The sequence below is a fragment of the Streptomyces sp. NPDC058678 genome (genome assembly GCF_042714835.1).
Lineage (GTDB): Bacteria > Actinomycetota > Actinomycetes > Streptomycetales > Streptomycetaceae > Streptomyces.
The window spans coordinates 83,634-98,663 of the sequence record NZ_JBHXSG010000019.1 but is presented as its reverse complement, the minus strand read 5'-3'; the positions used below and the strand labels follow the sequence as shown (position 1 = coordinate 98,663).

General features: G+C 73.2%; 15 protein-coding genes. 8 read left to right on the top strand and 7 right to left on the bottom strand.

Annotation, left to right across the window (positions count from 1 at the left end; translation table 11 throughout):
• Positions 1 to 15 precede the first annotated feature (15 nt).
• Both ACFWWR_RS19280 and ACFWWR_RS19275 read right to left on the bottom strand, forming a co-directional pair.
• Positions 16 to 366, bottom strand: a complete 351-nt coding sequence (locus ACFWWR_RS19280) for a chorismate mutase (protein ID WP_384304374.1) — start codon at positions 364 to 366, stop codon at positions 16 to 18.
• Between the two features lie 11 nt (positions 367 to 377).
• Positions 378 to 1,268, bottom strand: a complete 891-nt coding sequence (locus tag ACFWWR_RS19275; protein ID WP_383860531.1) for a helix-turn-helix domain-containing protein — start codon at positions 1,266 to 1,268, stop codon at positions 378 to 380.
• 90 nt (positions 1,269 to 1,358) lie between these two features.
• Between ACFWWR_RS19275 and ACFWWR_RS19270 the strand changes: the two genes are divergently transcribed.
• Positions 1,359 to 3,098, top strand: a complete 1,740-nt coding sequence (locus ACFWWR_RS19270; RefSeq protein ID WP_384304372.1) for a beta-galactosidase family protein — start codon at positions 1,359 to 1,361, stop codon at positions 3,096 to 3,098.
• Here the strand turns inward: ACFWWR_RS19270 and ACFWWR_RS19265 are convergent.
• Positions 3,085 to 3,531: a GNAT family N-acetyltransferase gene (locus tag ACFWWR_RS19265; protein WP_384304369.1), complete on the bottom strand. Its 447-nt coding sequence runs from the start codon at positions 3,529 to 3,531 to the stop codon at positions 3,085 to 3,087. The two genes, ACFWWR_RS19270 and ACFWWR_RS19265, sit on opposite strands and share 14 nt — an antisense overlap.
• A 98-nt stretch (positions 3,532 to 3,629) precedes the next feature.
• On the opposite strand from ACFWWR_RS19265, the gene ACFWWR_RS19260 reads away from it, so the two are divergent.
• Positions 3,630 to 4,511 (top strand): hypothetical protein, encoded by an 882-nt coding sequence (locus ACFWWR_RS19260; RefSeq protein ID WP_383860521.1) that lies wholly within the window; start codon positions 3,630 to 3,632, stop codon positions 4,509 to 4,511.
• Between the two features lie 59 nt (positions 4,512 to 4,570).
• On the opposite strand, the gene ACFWWR_RS19255 is transcribed toward ACFWWR_RS19260, so the two are convergent.
• Positions 4,571 to 6,952, bottom strand: a complete 2,382-nt coding sequence (locus tag ACFWWR_RS19255) for an ABC transporter permease (protein WP_384304366.1) — start codon at positions 6,950 to 6,952, stop codon at positions 4,571 to 4,573.
• Positions 6,949 to 7,677 carry an ABC transporter ATP-binding protein gene (locus ACFWWR_RS19250; RefSeq protein WP_384304363.1) on the bottom strand — a complete coding sequence of 243 codons (729 nt, stop codon included), beginning with the start codon at positions 7,675 to 7,677 and terminating at the stop codon, positions 6,949 to 6,951. The genes ACFWWR_RS19255 and ACFWWR_RS19250 overlap by 4 nt, the downstream gene beginning before the upstream one ends.
• A gap of 223 nt (positions 7,678 to 7,900) precedes the next feature.
• Between ACFWWR_RS19250 and ACFWWR_RS19245 the strand changes: the two genes are divergently transcribed.
• Positions 7,901 to 9,202 carry a sensor histidine kinase gene (locus ACFWWR_RS19245; RefSeq protein WP_384304360.1) on the top strand — a complete coding sequence of 434 codons (1,302 nt, stop codon included), beginning with the start codon at positions 7,901 to 7,903 and terminating at the stop codon, positions 9,200 to 9,202.
• Positions 9,187 to 9,891, top strand: a complete 705-nt coding sequence (locus tag ACFWWR_RS19240) for a response regulator (protein WP_383860824.1) — start codon at positions 9,187 to 9,189, stop codon at positions 9,889 to 9,891. The genes ACFWWR_RS19245 and ACFWWR_RS19240 overlap by 16 nt, the downstream gene beginning before the upstream one ends.
• A 31-nt stretch (positions 9,892 to 9,922) precedes the next feature.
• Here ACFWWR_RS19240 and ACFWWR_RS19235 read toward each other — a convergent pair whose 3' ends face one another.
• Complete coding sequence (locus tag ACFWWR_RS19235) at positions 9,923 to 10,834, bottom strand: SDR family oxidoreductase (protein WP_383860509.1); 912 nt, start codon at positions 10,832 to 10,834, stop codon at positions 9,923 to 9,925.
• 1 nt (position 10,835) lies between these two features.
• Positions 10,836 to 11,576 carry an SDR family oxidoreductase gene (locus ACFWWR_RS19230; RefSeq protein WP_383860506.1) on the bottom strand — a complete coding sequence of 247 codons (741 nt, stop codon included), beginning with the start codon at positions 11,574 to 11,576 and terminating at the stop codon, positions 10,836 to 10,838.
• 54 nt (positions 11,577 to 11,630) lie between these two features.
• Here ACFWWR_RS19230 and ACFWWR_RS19225 point away from each other — a divergent pair, with 54 nt between their 5' ends.
• Genes ACFWWR_RS19225 through ACFWWR_RS19210 form a run of 4 tightly spaced genes read left to right on the top strand, consistent with a single transcriptional unit; the run spans position 11,631 to position 15,014 of the window.
• A complete protein-coding gene (locus ACFWWR_RS19225; protein WP_383860503.1) occupies positions 11,631 to 12,392 on the top strand; it encodes an enoyl-CoA hydratase family protein in 762 nt (253 codons plus the stop codon).
• A complete protein-coding gene (locus ACFWWR_RS19220; RefSeq protein ID WP_383860500.1) occupies positions 12,389 to 13,225 on the top strand; it encodes a CoA transferase subunit A in 837 nt (278 codons plus the stop codon). The genes ACFWWR_RS19225 and ACFWWR_RS19220 overlap by 4 nt, the downstream gene beginning before the upstream one ends.
• A complete protein-coding gene (locus ACFWWR_RS19215) occupies positions 13,222 to 13,965 on the top strand; it encodes a CoA-transferase subunit beta (RefSeq protein ID WP_383860497.1) in 744 nt (247 codons plus the stop codon). Before ACFWWR_RS19220 ends, ACFWWR_RS19215 begins: the two co-directional genes overlap by 4 nt.
• The gene (locus ACFWWR_RS19210; protein ID WP_384304358.1) at positions 13,965 to 15,014 is read left to right on the top strand and encodes an NAD(P)H-dependent flavin oxidoreductase; all 1,050 of its coding nucleotides are present in this window, start codon (positions 13,965 to 13,967) and stop codon (positions 15,012 to 15,014) included. Before ACFWWR_RS19215 ends, ACFWWR_RS19210 begins: the two co-directional genes overlap by 1 nt.
• Positions 15,015 to 15,030: the final 16 nt, after the last annotated feature.

Sequence of the window (15,030 nt, the reverse complement as noted above, 5' to 3'; positions counted from 1 at the left end):
GGGGCGTCGGGGAGGTCAATTCGCCGGGGGTGTCGAGCCGTTGACGGCGTCCTCGGCGATGCGCTCGTGGTGCCTGATCACTTCGGCGATGATGAAGGTCAGGAACTTCTCGGCGAAGGCCGGGTCGAGTTTGGCGTTCTCGGCGAGGGTGCGCAGCCGCTCGATCTGCCGGGCCTCGCGGGCCGCGTCGGCGGGCGGCAGCTGGTGTCTGGCCTTGAGGTGGCCGACCTGTTGGGTGCACTTGAAGCGTTCGGCGAGCATGTGGACGACGGCCGCGTCGATGTTGTCGATGCTGTCGCGGAGCCGGGCGAGTTCCTCGCGGACGGCGGGGTCGACGTCTGAGGTGTCGGTGTTGCGGGTGGTCATGACGGATCAGCCTACGTGGCGTGGGGGCGTTCGATCATGGGTGGATCGTCCGGGTCGGGGACCTGGTTGCTCCAGCCGCCGGGGACGGTGCGGCCCTGCTGGGCGCGGAAGCGGACGGGGGCGGTGCCGACGCGGCGGGTGAACAGGCGGGAGAAGTAGGCCGGATCGTCGTAGCCGACGCGGCGGGCGACGGCGGCGACGGGCAGTTCGGTGGCGGCGAGGAGTTCCTTGGCGCGGCCGAGGCGGATGCCGAGCAGGTAGTCCTTGGGGCTGCAGCCGGCGCCGCGGCGGACGGCGGTGCGCAGTTCGGTGGTGGTCATGCCGTGCCGGGTGGCGTGGTCGGCGACCGACAGTGGCAGACACGCGTCGCGGGCGAGGGCCTTGAGGACGTGGTCGCCGTCGGGTGCGAGGTCGGCGCGGGCGCGGCGCAGGGCGACGAGGAGTTCGTGGACGGCGGCGCCGGTCTCCACCTCCAGGAGGGGGTTGTCGCGGCGGGCGGCGCGGGCGATGCGGGTGACGACGGCGCGTGGGCCGGTGGCGTCGGACAGGGGGACGAGGGGGCGGCCGGGTTCGATGTAGCCGAGTTCGGTGTAGGTGGTGGTGGCGGGGCCGGAGAAGGCGACGAAGCCCTCGTCCCAGCCGGTGTCGGGGTCGGGTGCGTAGTGGTGCGGGACGCCGGGGGTGAGCCACAGCAGGGCGGGCGCGGTGACGGTGGTACGGCGTTCGTCGGGGCCGAGGTACCAGCCGGTGCCGGCGCTGACGACGACGGCGACGTGGTGGTCGAGGGTGCGGGGTCCGACGGTGGGGAGGGCGCCGTGCTGGAGGCCGACGCCGAGGCAGACGAGGCCGAGCCGGTGGTGGGCGGGGCCGGGCGTGAGGAACCGCATCCAGGTGTGGTACATCCGCGGTCCTCCGGCGGTCGTACTTGTGTCCAAGCAGCGCCGATCTTTGTCCATGGACGTGATCGACGCCAGGGGGTGAGGGTGGGGCGTATGAGCGAGTTCGGGGTGGGGGACACGGATTTCCTGCTGGACGGGCGGCCGGTGCGGCTGCTGTCCGGTGCGCTGCACTACTTCCGGGTGCACGAGGCGCAGTGGGGTCACCGGCTGGCGATGCTGCGGGCGCTGGGCCTCAACTGTGTGGAGACGTACGTGCCGTGGAACCTGCACGAGCCGGGGCCGGGCGTTTTCCGTGACGTCGAGGCTGTGGGCCGGTTCCTGGACGCGGTGCGGGAGGCGGGGCTGTGGGCGATCGTGCGGCCGGGGCCGTACATCTGTGCCGAGTGGGAGAACGGCGGGCTGCCGCACTGGCTGACGGGGCGTTTGCGCACGCGTGACGAGCGCTTTCTCCGACCGGTGGAGGACTGGTTTCGCCGGCTGCTGCCCGAGGTGGTGTCCCGGCAGGCCGACCGGGGCGGCCCGGTGATTCTGGTGCAGGTGGAGAACGAGTACGGCAGCTACGGCTCGGACGCGGAGTATCCGGGCCGTCTCGCGGATCTGTTGCGGTCCGGGGGCATCACCGTCCCGCTGTGCACCTCGGACGGCCCGGAGGATCACATGCTCGGCGGCGGCTCGGTCCCCGGTGTGCTCGCCACGGTCAACTTCGGCTCCGACGCGCGCGGGGCGTTCGAGGCGCTGCGCCGGCACCGCTCGGGCGGGCCGTTGATGTGCATGGAGTTCTGGTGCGGGTGGTTCGATCACTGGGGCGGCGAGCATGTCGTACGGGATCCCGCTGAGGCCGCGGCGACGCTGCGGGAGATCCTGGAGTGCGGGGCCTCGGTCAATCTGTACATGGCGCACGGCGGCACCAGTTTCGCGGGCTGGGCGGGTGCCAACCGGGGTGGCGGCGTGATGCACGACGGGCCGCTCGAGGCGGACGTGACGTCGTACGACTACGACGCGCCGGTCGACGAGTACGGCGCGCCCACGGAGAAGTTCTGGCGGCTGCGCGAGGTCCTCGCCGAGTACGCCGACGGCCCGCTGCCCGCACTCCCGCCCGCGCCTCCGGCGCTGCGCGGGCCGGCCGAGGTGCGTTTGACCGGCTGGGCGTCCCTGTCCGCCGTGCTCGAGGCGCGCGGGGGCCCCGAGCGCACCCGTCCTGTGCCGCCCACCTTCGAGGAGCTGGACGTCGACCGGGGGCTGGTGCGCTACGAGGTGACGGTGCCGGGGCCGCGGCAGCCGTATCCGCTGACTGTGCGCGGGCTGCGGGATCTGGCGGTGGTGTACGTCGACGGGGAGCGGGCCGGCGTGCTCACCGAGGACGACGACCGTCTCGAGAGGCCCGTCGCGGGGCACGCGCGGGTGCAGCTGTGGGTGGAGTCCCTGGGGAGGGTCAACTACGGTCCGCGGACCGGTGAACCCAAGGGCATCACCGGTGGTCTCCTGCACGAGCGGCAGTTCCTGCACGGCGTACGCGCGCGTGGGCTGCGCCTGGACGCCCTGGACGACATCGAGGGCATCGGCTTCCGGTCGCCGCCCGGCGACGGCGCCCCCGGCCTGTACCGGGCCACGGTCGAGGTCCGCGGCGCGGGGGACGCCTGTCTGGATCTGCCGGGCTGGACGCGCGGCTTCGTGTGGATCAACGGCTTCAACCTGGGCCGCTACTGGTCCGCGGGTCCCCAGCGGTCGCTGTACGTGCCCGGGCCGGTGCTGCGGGAGGGCGTGAACGAGGTGTGGGTGCTGGAGCTCGAGGGGGCGTCGGCCGGGCCGGGGCCGCTGCTCAGGGGCCGATGACCTTGTGGAGGTGCACGTCCTGGTGTCCGCCGGGGATGCCTTCGGTGCGGCCCGTCTCGCGGAACCCGAGCCGCCGGTAGAAGTCCGGTGCCTGGAAGGTGAAGGAGGAGACGATCATCTCGGTGCAGCCTCGCCGCGCCGCTTCGTCCTCGGCCGCCCGCATGAGCCGGCTCCCCCAGCCGGCGTGCCGCTGGTCCGCGCGCACCCACAGCATGCCGACGGCACAGCAGCTGCCCCAGACCCAGGCGGTGAGTCCCCCGACGAGTTCGCCGCCGGTGTCGTCCAGGCGGACGGTGAGCGGCTGGGGGGTACCGGCTCCGGTCGCCTCGGCGTTGAAGGCGGTGAGTTCGTCGTCGAGGCGCTGCTCGAGGGTTGCGTCCTTGCCGCTCACGCGCAGGGAGGCGGTGGTCTCGGAATCTTGTTCGGTGGTCACGGCCGGGAGTATGCCAGGGGGGCGGGATCCGACCAGGGAATTTCCGCCCGCACCCTCGTAGAGTGGAAGCGGGTTCACGGCCTCTTGGGGGTACGGGCGTGGCGAACGACGGACCGGTCGAGCACGGCTACCCGCATCTGGAGACGGTGCGGGCCGCGGTCACCGCGCTGTACAAGCGGCTGTCGTACGACACCATCCAGACGTTCGGGGCCAGCGTGCCCCCTGTCGACGTGGCGTTCTGCGACACCGACGATCTGTATCTGGGGGCGCAGCGGGTGGCCCGCGAGCTGGTGCGGCACTACCGGCTGCCGGATGCCCGGATGGTCGTCAGTTTCCGGGAGATGACACATGCGGCGAACGTCGAACTCGCCGCTGGTCCCGAGTACTTCGTCGAGCTGAACGACCGGTTCCGCACCCACCGCCGGGACATCGGCGCGGCTCTGGCCCACGAGGTGATGCACGTCTATCTGCACCGCCTGGATCTGTCCTTCCCCGGCACCCGGGACAACGAGATCCTCACCGACACCGCGGCGGCCTACCTGGGTGCCGGCTGGCTGCTCCTGGACGCGTACCGGGAGGACGCCGCGTCCTCCCAGAAGCTCGGCTACCTCACCCCCGAGGAGTTCGGTTACGTCCTCGCCAAGCGTGCCCTGGTCTTCGGCGAGGATCCGTCGGTGTGGTTCACCAGCCCGCAGGCCTACACGGCGTACGTCAAGGGCATGGCCCGGGCCCGTCAGGACGAGCAGCAGCCCCCGCTCACGGCCGCCGGCTGGGCGGGGCGCCGCCGCTACGCCCGCGACCGGCGGCACGTGCCGGGGCCCCAGCCGGGCGTCCCCTACACCTTCAGCCCGGACAGCGGCGGCCACCTGCGTGTCTCCTTCCCCTGCCCGACCTGCCACCAGCGGATCAGGGTGCCGGTTCGGGGGCGGGTGCGGGCCCGGTGTTCGTTGTGCAGGTCGGTGCTGGAGTGCGACACGTAGCGAGCCCGTGCGTCCGGAGAACAGCGGGAGTCAGCAGGAGACAGCGGGAGACAGCTCCGCTACTCGGTCCGCAGGGCCGTCGCCGTACGGGTCCTCGCCGCCCAGCCGGCCGGGAGCAGCGCGCCCAGCAGGGCGATGGTGACGCCGGCCAGCCCCAGCAGCACCAGCCGCGGGGTGTCGTACACGTCGAGGACCGACGGTGGCAGGTCGGTGCCCGCCGCGTGTCCCATGACCGGCAGCACGTAGGCGTGCAGGGCGAATCCGGCCGGTACGCCGAGCAGTCCGCCGAGTACGCCGATCCCGGCCACCGAGGCGAGGACGAGACCCACGGTCTGGCGCGGTGACATGCCGAGCGCCTTGCACACCCCCAGGTCGTGGACCCGCTCGCGGGTGTCGAGGACCACGGAGTTGAGCACGCCGAGTCCGGCCACGGAGACCAGCATGAGCGTGAGCAGCGCGGCCATCGCGTTCAGGATGAGGACCATGTTGTCCTGTTGCGAGGGGGAGTTGGCGCCGGCGTCGCCGCCCAGGGGCTGGACCGTCGCCGCGAGGTCCCGGGCGTACTCGGTGGCCGAGACGCCCGGTTTCACCTCGACGAGGAACACGCCGGGTTCGGCCGCGGGGAAGTCGGCGCGGTTCGCGTGGATCTCCAGTGTGTCGTCGGAGGTGTCGAAGGCCTCGCCGACGATGCGCAGGGTCCGCGGCTGCCCCTGGGAGGTCACCCGTACCGTGTCGCCGATCTCGGTGCCGGTCTTCTCCAGGAAGCCCGAGGGTACGACGACCTGGCCGCGGCCGGTGATCCAGTGGCCGGAGATCATCTCGTAGGCGCCGGAGCGGGAGTCGCCCTGGTAGAGGCTGGCCCGGACGATGCCGGAGACCCCGCCGACGGTGACGTCCGTCTGGCTCTTGCCGTAGTACGAGGCCGTGCCGGCCTGCGCCTCGATGGCGGCACGCACGCGTGCCGGGTCGGCGGCGGCCGGGGGGTCGGCGGTGCCGGCCGCGGGGGCGGGTCCGTGGGCGCCGGGCGGTCCGGCGGCGCCGGTGAAGACGGTGACCGCCGCGCGGTTCTCGGGATCCTGTGCCTCGCCGACCGCGTTCAGGGACGAGGTCAGGCCCACCGCGAAGGTCGCCGCGACCGTGCCGAAGGCCACCGCGAGCAGCATGGCGGCGGTGCGGACCGGGTGGGCGAAGGGTGCGGCGAGGCCGTAGGTCACCGCGCGGGGCAGCGGCAGCCGGCCCGCCGCCCGGTGTGCCCACTGGCCGCGTCCGGTGCGGGGCGCGCGGCCGATCGCGATGGCCTCGACCGTGCGCAGCCGTCCGGCCCGCAGTGCGGGGATCAGCGCCGCGATGCCGACGACCAGCAGCGCGGCGGCCGGTACGACGACGGACACCCACCAGGCCACCGTCAGCGAGGCGGTGCCGTACACCTGCTCGGTGCCGTCCAGCAGGGGTACGGCCAGCAGGTTTCCGAGGACGACGCCCAGGGCGATGCCGACGCCCGCCGGGATGAGTGCCTGGGCGACGTAGGCGCGCACGACCTCGCGTGGGGTGAAGCCGATGGCCTTGAGGATGCCGATCCTGCGCAGGCTGGTGCCGACCGCGCCGCTGACCACACTGCCGACGATGATCAGTGACATCGCGATGCCGAGCACGCCGAACGCGATGAGGAACGGGATGGTGGGCGCCGCGCCCGCGTCGGCGGCACGCTTGGTGTCCAGGTAGGACCGGGTGCCGAGGAGGGCGCCTTCCGGCAGGGCGGCGGTGAGCTTCTTGCGGGCGGCGGTGATGTGTCCTTTGGTGTCCGCGGAGTCGAAGCGGTAGAGCATCTGGCCGGTGACCGGGGTTTCCTTCGAGGCGAGTGCCGTGACCTGGGCGGGGGTTGCCCAGGCGTCGGCGGTCCGGGCGGCCGAGACGGCGATGCCGACGACCGTCAGGGTGGGGGCGTCGGCGGCGTCCGAAGTCCTCAGTGTGGTGCCGAGCTCGAAGGCGGGGCCGGCGACCTGAGAGGTGAGGACGATCTCGCCCGGCTTCGTCGCCCAGCGGCCCAAGGACAGGTCCAGGTCGTCCACGTCGGCGTGCGGGGTGGACCGCCCGGCCAGGGTGAGGGGCGGCTGCAGGTGGCCGCCGCCCTCGTCCACCGCGCGGATCGTCGTGACGGGGTACGGTCCCGCGGTCGCGGTGACGCCGTCCAGGCGGCCGGTGGCCTCGAGCTGTGCCGTGCTCGCCTTCGCCGGGTCGTACTCCGCGGTGATGTGGGCACCGTGCTGCCGGGCGAAGGCCTTGTCGAAGGGGGCGTCCGCGGCGACCATCAGCGATCCGGCGACCACGGCCGAGGCCACGGCCATCATCACCGCCACGGCGATCACCACGGTCTGCACCCGCCGCCGGCCCACCCCGGAGCGGACGACCCGAGCGAGTGCCCCGCCAGCGAAACGGCTCATCGGACGGCCTCCACCGTGGTGTCGAGGGCGAGATGACCGTCCACCAGGTGGATCGTGCGGCTCGCGCAGGCCCGGGCCAGCGCGAGGTCGTGGGTGACCAGCACGATGGTCTGGCCGCCGCGGTGCAGATCGACCAACAGGTCCCGTACGTCCTGCCCCGACGCCGTGTCGAGCGCTCCGGTCGGCTCGTCGGCGAGCAGCAGCGCGGGCCGGTTGACCAGGGCGCGGGCGACCGCGACCCGCTGGCGTTCGCCGCCGGAGAGGCGGCCGGGGTAGGCGCGGGCGTGCTTCTGGATGCCGAGCACCTCCATGAGCTCACCGGCGCGGGCCGCGGCCTGGCGGCGCGTGGTGCCGGTCAGCTGGGCGGGCAGCTGGATGTTGTCGGCGACGGTGAGGTCGTCGAGCAGGTTGAAGAACTGGAAGACCATGCCGATCCGTTCACGGCGGAACCGGGCCAGCGCGTGTTCGCTCTGCCGGTCGATCCGCCGCCCGGCGACGGTCACCGTGCCCTCGGTGGGCCGGTCCAGGCCGGCGACGAGGTTCAGCAGCGTGGACTTGCCGCTGCCGGAGGGGCCCGTGACGGCGAGGGCCTCGCCCTGCGCGATCGCGAGGTCGAGCGGTCCGAGGGCGGGGGCGCCGGCGCTGTCGTAGCGCTTGGCCACGCCCGCCAGTTCGATCACGTGTGTGGTGGTGGCCAGGGGCGTCGTCGGTGCCAGGGAGGTCATGGGAGTCGTCCGTCCTTACGGTCGCTCGTGCCCGGTCGGGTCCCGGTGAACCTAGGGGCGGGGCCTCGTCGGGCGCGTCGGCCGCGGCACCGACATGCGGCCCTCCCCGCGGAGGACCCGTTCGCGGGGTCATCCCTGCGAAGTACGCCTGCGGGACGGTGCCTTGGCCGACCTGGTCGTCCAGGCGGACGCGGCCGGGGCGCGTCGGCCACACAATGAGCCGATGGAGACGGAGGAGCGGCCCGGGTGGCGCCGGCAACTGCGGGACGCGCTGCGGCCGGAGGCGAAGGGCGCCCCGCTGTCACGGCGTGCGATGCGCGCGGACGTGGTGCTGGCGGTCGTCCTGACCGTGGTGGCGCTGGTCGTGGCGGCGCGGTATCCCGGTGACGGGCCGGCGTTCGTCGTGCCGAGGGACGAGTACGGGGTGCCCGTCCCGCCCCAGCCGCCGACACCGGGTGCGCGGGTCGTGGAGGACGAGATCTCCGCGCTGCCCTGGCCCCTGGTGCTGCTGTCGGCGCTGCCTCTCGCGGCCCGGCGCCGGTATCCGCTGGCCGTGTTCGCGGTGGTGCTGGCCGCGGCGCTGGGCATCGGGGACCGTGCCACCTGGATCACTGTGCTGACCTGTGTCATCGGCGCCTACAGCGCGGTGAAGCACAGTCGGTACCGGACCCTGGCGCCGGCCTGTCTGGTCGCCGCCGCCGTGCCGGCCGGCCTGGCGTTCCGGCAGACGGATCCGATCCTGCCGGGGTGGTCGAGTCCCGTGGTCGTGCTCCTGGCCGCCGGGGTGCTGGCCGGGACGGTCCGGTTCTGGCAGCGGCGCCTGGCGGCAGGCCGGGACCGGTTCGCCGAGTTGCAGCGGGTTCAGGAGGAGGACATGCGCCGGGCGGTCGAGGAGGAACGGGCTCGGATAGCCGCCGAGTTGCACGACGTCGTGACCCACAATGTGAGCGTGATGGTCATCCAGGCGGGGGCGGCCCGCAAGGTGATGGACGCGGCACCGGAGCGGTCGAAGGAGGCACTGCTGGCGGTGGAGGCCGGAGGCAGGGCCGCGATGGCCGAACTGCGCCATGTGATGGGCCTGTTGGCGGCCCCGGACCTCGGCGGCACCGACACTCCCGTCGACGGTCTGGAGCCGCAGCCCGGCCTCGGGCAGCTCGACGCGCTGATCGAGCGGGTGCGCGCCGCCGGGACCCCGGTGGGCGTCGCGGTGTCGCTGCCGCCCCAGCCGCTGCCGCCCGGGGTGGACCTGGCGGCGTACCGCGTGGTGCAGGAGGCGCTGACCAACACGATCAAGCACGCGTCCGGCGCCGACGCCGGCGTCACGATCGGCTACGCCGGCGACTGTCTGGAGATCGAGGTCACCGACACCGGCGCGGTCCGCGACTCCCCGCCCGCGGACGGCAACGGCCGCGGGCTGATCGGGCTGCGCGAACGCCTCGCGGTCTACGGCGGTGAGCTGACGGCCGGTCCCACCCTCGCCGGCGGCTACCGGGTCACGGCCCGGATCCCCTGGCGGGCGGCGTGAACCGGCCGCCGGCGCTGCGCGCGGTCATCGCCGACGACCAGGCCCTCGTGCGGACCGGCTTCGGGATGATCCTGGCCGCGGACGGCATCGAGGTGACGGCCGAGGCGGCCGACGGGGCGGAGGCGGTCGCCGCGGTCCGGCGCACCCGGCCCGACGTGGTCCTCATGGACATCCGGATGCCCCGGATGGACGGCATCGAGGCCACCCGAAGGATCCTCGCCGACAGCGACCCGGACGGCCCGCGCGTCATCATCCTGACCACCTACGACCTCGACCACTACGTCTACGCCGCGCTCACCGCCGGGGCCAGCGGCTTCCTGCTCAAGGACGTCACCCCCGAGCATCTGGTGGCCGCCGTACGCCTCGTGCAGTCCGGTGACGCCCTGCTCGCACCCGCCATCACCCGCCGCCTGATCGAACGCTTCGCCCACCGCGAGGAGGCCCGACCGGCCGCCCTCCCCCGTGACCTGTCCGACCTCACCCCACGCGAGCTGGAGGTGCTGCGGCTCCTCGCGACGGGTCTGAGCAACGCCGAACTCGCGGACCGGCTGTTCCTCAGCCCCACCACGGTCAAGACCCACATCGGCCGCATCCTGTCGAAACTGGACCTCCGCGACCGCGTCCAGGCGGTGGTCCTCGCGTACGAGACGGGGCTGGTGGCACCGGGGGGTCCGCCGGGGAACGGCTGAGACCTTGTGCGCGCCCCCTGCCCCACCCCTGTCACGCGCCGTACACCGCCCGCGGAACCTCCGCCTCCGCCAGCAGTTCCAGCGTCGCGTCCCCCGCGCCGGCCGGTGTCCACCGTGCGCCCTTGTCGGCGCTCGGCCCCGGCCGCCAGCCCTCCATGACGGTGATCCGGCCGCCCTCGGCCTCGAAGACCCGCCCGGTGACGCCCGCGCTCGCGGCCGAGCCGAGCCAGACCACCAGCGGCGACACGTTCTCGGGGGCCATCGCGTCGAAGCCACCCGCGGGGCTCGCCATGGCCTCCGCGAACGTCTCCTCCGTCATCCGGGTCCGGGCGGCCGGGGCGATCGCGTTGACCTGCACGCCGTACCGTCCCAACTCCGCCGCCGCGACCAGCGTCAGCCCGAGGATCCCGGCCTTCGCCGCGCTGTAGTTGCCCTGCCCCACCGACCCCGACAGCCCTGCCCCGCTGCTGGTGTTGACGACCCGCGCCACCGGAGTCCGCCCCGCCTTCGCCTCCGCCCGCCAGTGCGCCGCCGCGTGCTTGAGCGGCAGGAAGTGGCCCTTCAGGTGGACGCGTACGACCGCGTCCCAGTCGTCCTCGTCGAGGTTGACCAGCGTGCGGTCGCGCAGGAACCCGGCGTTGTTGACGAGGGTGTCGAGACGGCCGTACGTCTCCAGGGCGGTGCGTACGAGGGACGCGGCGCCCTCGGTCGTGGCGATGTCCCCGGCGTGGGCCACCGCGTCGCCGCCGGCCGTGCGGATCTCGTCGGCGACCCGGCCGGCGGGGCTGTCGCCGCCCGGCGTGCCGTCGAGGCCGACGCCGAGGTCGTTGACGACGACCCGGGCGCCCTCGGCGGCGTACGCGAGGGCGTGCGCGCGACCGAGCCCGCGGCCTGCGCCCGTGACGATCACGACGCGTCCCTCGCACAGCGGTGGTGCGCTCATCTCAGCTCTCCTTGTCGGCGGTTGCGGCATCGAGGAACGCGGGCCGCTCCCCGCCCCCGTGGACGAGCAGCGAGGCCCCACTGATGTACGCGGCGGCGTCCGAGGCGAGGAAGACCGCGGCCGCGCCGACGTCGGACGGCTCGGCCAGCCGCCCGAGGGGGACGGTGCGGGCGACCGCGGCGATGCCGTCCGGGCCGCCGTAGTGGAGGTGGGACAGCTCGGTGCGGACCATGCCGACGACGAGGGTGTTCACGCGGACCTCCGGCGCCCACTCGACGGCCATCGAGCGGGCCAGGTGCTCCAGGCCGGCCTTGGCCGCCCCGTACGCCGCCGTGCCGGGCGAGGGGCGGCTGCCGCTGACGCTGCCGATCATCACGATCGAGCCCTGGGCCCGCTTGAGGTGGTCGTACGCGGCGAGGGACACGGTCAGCGGGGCGAGGAGATTCAACTCGACGACACGGACGTGACGTTCGGGCTCGGCCCGCGCGAGCGGACGGTACGGGGCGCCGCCCGCGTTGTTGACCAGGACATCGAGACCGGGCAGCTCGGCGAAGAACCGCCGTACGGACTCGCTGTCCCGTACGTCCAGCGGCACGAACTCGGTTTTCGGCACCGGGGCTTCCGGCGGCCGGCGCGCACAGACGACGACCTCCGCACCCGCCTCCACCAAGGCCCTCGCGATCCCGGCGCCGACGCCTCGGGTACCGCCGGTGACGACCGCGACCTTCCCGTTCAGCTCCATTCGCCGCTACCCTCCACCTAACAAACGTTTGGTGGAAAGGTAGCTGATGCGGCCATGGGTGTCTCCACCTCGTCCCCGGAAAAGGGGCCCGAAGAAAATGGCATAGCCGTCGTAACGGTCGACTTCCCGCCGGTGAACGCCCTGCCGGTGCGGGGCTGGTTCGCGCTGGCCGACGCCGTGCGCGCGGCCGGCCGGGACACCGGGGTCCGGTGCGTGGTGCTGGCCGCCGAGGGGCGCGGTTTCAACGCGGGTGTGGACATCAAGGAGATACAGACGCAGGGACAGCAGGCCCTGATCGGCGCGAACCGCGGCTGCTTCGAGGCCTTCGCGGCGGTGTACGAGTGCGAGGTGCCCGTGGTCGCGGCCGTGCAGGGGTTCTGCCTGGGCGGCGGGATCGGCCTGGTGGGGAACGCGGACGCGATCGTGGCGAGCGAGGACGCGACCTTCGGCCTGCCCGAGCTGGACCGGGGCGCACTCGGCGCGGCCACCCACCTGGCCCGGCTGGTCCCGCAGCACCTGATGCGCGCCCTGTACTACACCTCGCGCACCGCGACCGCGGCCGAGCTGCACGCGCACGGCTCGGTGTGGCGGGTCGTCCCGCGCGCGGAACTGCGCGAAGCCGCCCTGGAGCTGGCCCGCGAGATCGCCGCCAAGGACGGCCACCTCATCCGGCTGGCCAAGGCCGCCATCAACGGCATCGACCCCGTCGACGTTCGCCGCAGCTACCGCTTCGAACAGGGCTTCACCTTCGAGGCCAACCTCGGCGGCGTCGCCGGCCGGGTGCGCGACACCTTCGGCAAGGAGGCCATCCGGTGAGCGACAAGACCATGTCGGCCCAGGAAGCCGTCGGCCGCCTGGAGAGCGGCATGACGCTCGGCATCGGCGGCTGGGGCTCGCGCCGCAAGCCGATGGCACTGGTCAGAGCGCTGCTACGGTCCGAGGTCACCGACCTCACGGTCGTCTCGTACGGCGGTCCGGACGTCGGCATGCTGGCCGCGGCCGGCCGTGTCCGCAAGCTGGTCACCGCCTTCGTCACCCTCGATTCCATCCCCCTGGAACCGCACTACCGCGCGGCCCGCGAGCGCGGCGCCCTCGAACTGATGGAGATCGACGAGGCGATGTTCCTGTGGGGCCTGCGGGCGGCCGCGAACCGGCTGCCCTTCCTGCCGGTGCGGGCCGGGATCGGCTCGGACGTGATGCGGGTGAGCCCGGGCCTGCGGACGGTGACGTCGCCGTACGACGATGGGGAGACGTTCGTGGCGATGCCGGCCCTGCGGATGGACGCCGCCCTGGTGCACGTGAGCCGCGCGGACCGGCGGGGCAACGGCCAGTACCTGGGCCCGGACCCGTACTTCGACGACCTGTTCTGCGAGGCGGCCGACACCGCGTACCTGTCCTGCGAGCGGATCGTGGACACGGCCGAGCTGACGAAGGACGCCGCCCCGCAGACCCTGCTGATCAAACGCCACACGGTCACGGGCGTCGTCGAGGCCCCGAACGGCGCCCACTTCACGTCCTGCGCCCCCGACTACGGCCGGGACGAGGCGTTCCAGAAGCGGTACGCCACCACGCCCTGGGCGGAGTTCGCGGCGCGGTTCCTCGACGGGGACGAGCAGTCCTACCAGAGGGCAGTCAGGGAGGGCGCATGACCGCCGTCAGCCGCGCCGAGTACTGCGTGATCGCCTGCGCCGAGGCCTGGCGGGACGCGGGCGAGATCCTGGCGAGCCCCATGGGCCTGGTCCCGTCCGTCGGCGCCCGCCTGGCCCGCCGTACCTTCGCACCGGACCTGCTGCTGACCGACGGCGAGGCCATGCTCGTCGACCCGGACGGCACCGTCGAGGGCTGGCTGCCCTACCGCCGGCACCTCACCCTGGTCACCGGCGGGCGACGGCACGTGATGATGGGCGCGAGCCAGATCGACCGGTTCGGCAACCAGAACATCTCCTGCGTCGGCGACTGGGCGAGGCCGAAGCGGCAGCTGCTCGGTGTGCGGGGAGCGCCGGTCAACACCCTGAACAACCCGACGAGTTACTGGATCCCGCGGCACTCCAGGCGGGTCTTCGTCGAGCGCGTCGACATGGTGTGCGGGGTGGGATACGACCGTGCCGCCGAGCATCCGGAAACGGCCCGCTTCCACCGCCTCCCCCGGGTCGTCTCCGACCTCGGTGTCTTCGACTTCGCCACCCCCGACCACTCGATGCGGCTGGCCTCGCTGCACCCGGGCGTCACCGTGGACCAGGTCGGGGAGGCCACCGGCTTCGAACTGACCGTGCCGGACGAGGTGCCGTACACCCGTGAACCGACGCCCCGCGAACTGGAGCTGATCCGCGAGGTGATCGATCCGGAAGGCGCCCGTACCCGTGAGGTACCTGATCGGGAGGCCGGCTGATGGAGACCGCGCTCACCCGGCTGGTCGGCGTCCGCCATCCCGTCGTGCAGACCGGCATGGGCTGGGTGGCGGGCCCGCGCCTGGTCTCCGCGTCGGCCGACGCGGGCGCGCTGGGCATCCTGGCCTCCGCGACGATGACCCTCGACCGGCTGCGGGACGCCGTACGGGAGGTCAAGTCCCGTACGGACCGGCCGTTCGGGGTGAATCTGCGCGCGGACGCCGGGGACGCGGGCGACCGGGTGCGGATCGTCATCGACGAGGGCGTGCGGGTCGCGTCCTTCGCCCTCGCGCCCTCCCCCGAGCTGATCACCGAGCTCAAGGCGGCGGGCGTCGTGGTCATCCCCTCCGTGGGCGCGCGGCGGCATGCCGAGAAGGTCGCGGCGTGGGGGGCGGACGCGGTGATCGTGCAGGGCGGCGAGGGCGGCGGGCACACCGGCGAGGTGGCGACGACCGTGCTGTTGCCGCAGGTGGTGGACGCCGTCGACATCCCGGTCGTGGCGGCGGGCGGCTTCCACGACGGGCGGGGCCTGGTAGCGGCGCTGGCGTACGGCGCGGCGGGCGTCGCCATGGGCACGCGGTTCCTGCTCACCTCGGACTCGACGGTGCCGGACGCGGTGAAGGCCCGGTATCTGGCGGCGACGGTCCGGGACGTGACCGTGACACGGGCGGTCGACGGCCTGCCGCACCGCATGCTCCGTACGGAACTGGTCGAGGCCCTGGAGCACGCCGGCCGCACGAGGGCCCTGCTCCAGGCCGTGAGAAGAGCGGCGGGCTATCGGAAGCTGTCCGGGCTGACCTGGCGCCGGCTGGTCAGCGACGGGCTCGCCATGAAGCACGGCAAGGACCTGACCTGGAGCCAGGTCCTGCTCGCCGCGAACACGCCGATGCTGCTGAGGTCGGCGATGGTGGACGGCCGTACCGATCTCGGGGTCATGGCCGCGGGGCAGGTCGCCGGGGTGATCGACGACCTGCCGTCGTGCGCGGAGCTGGTGGAGCGGATCATGAAGGAGGCGGAGGAGGTACGGGAGCGGCTGAGTACGCCCCCGTGAGCGTCACAGCCGCTCG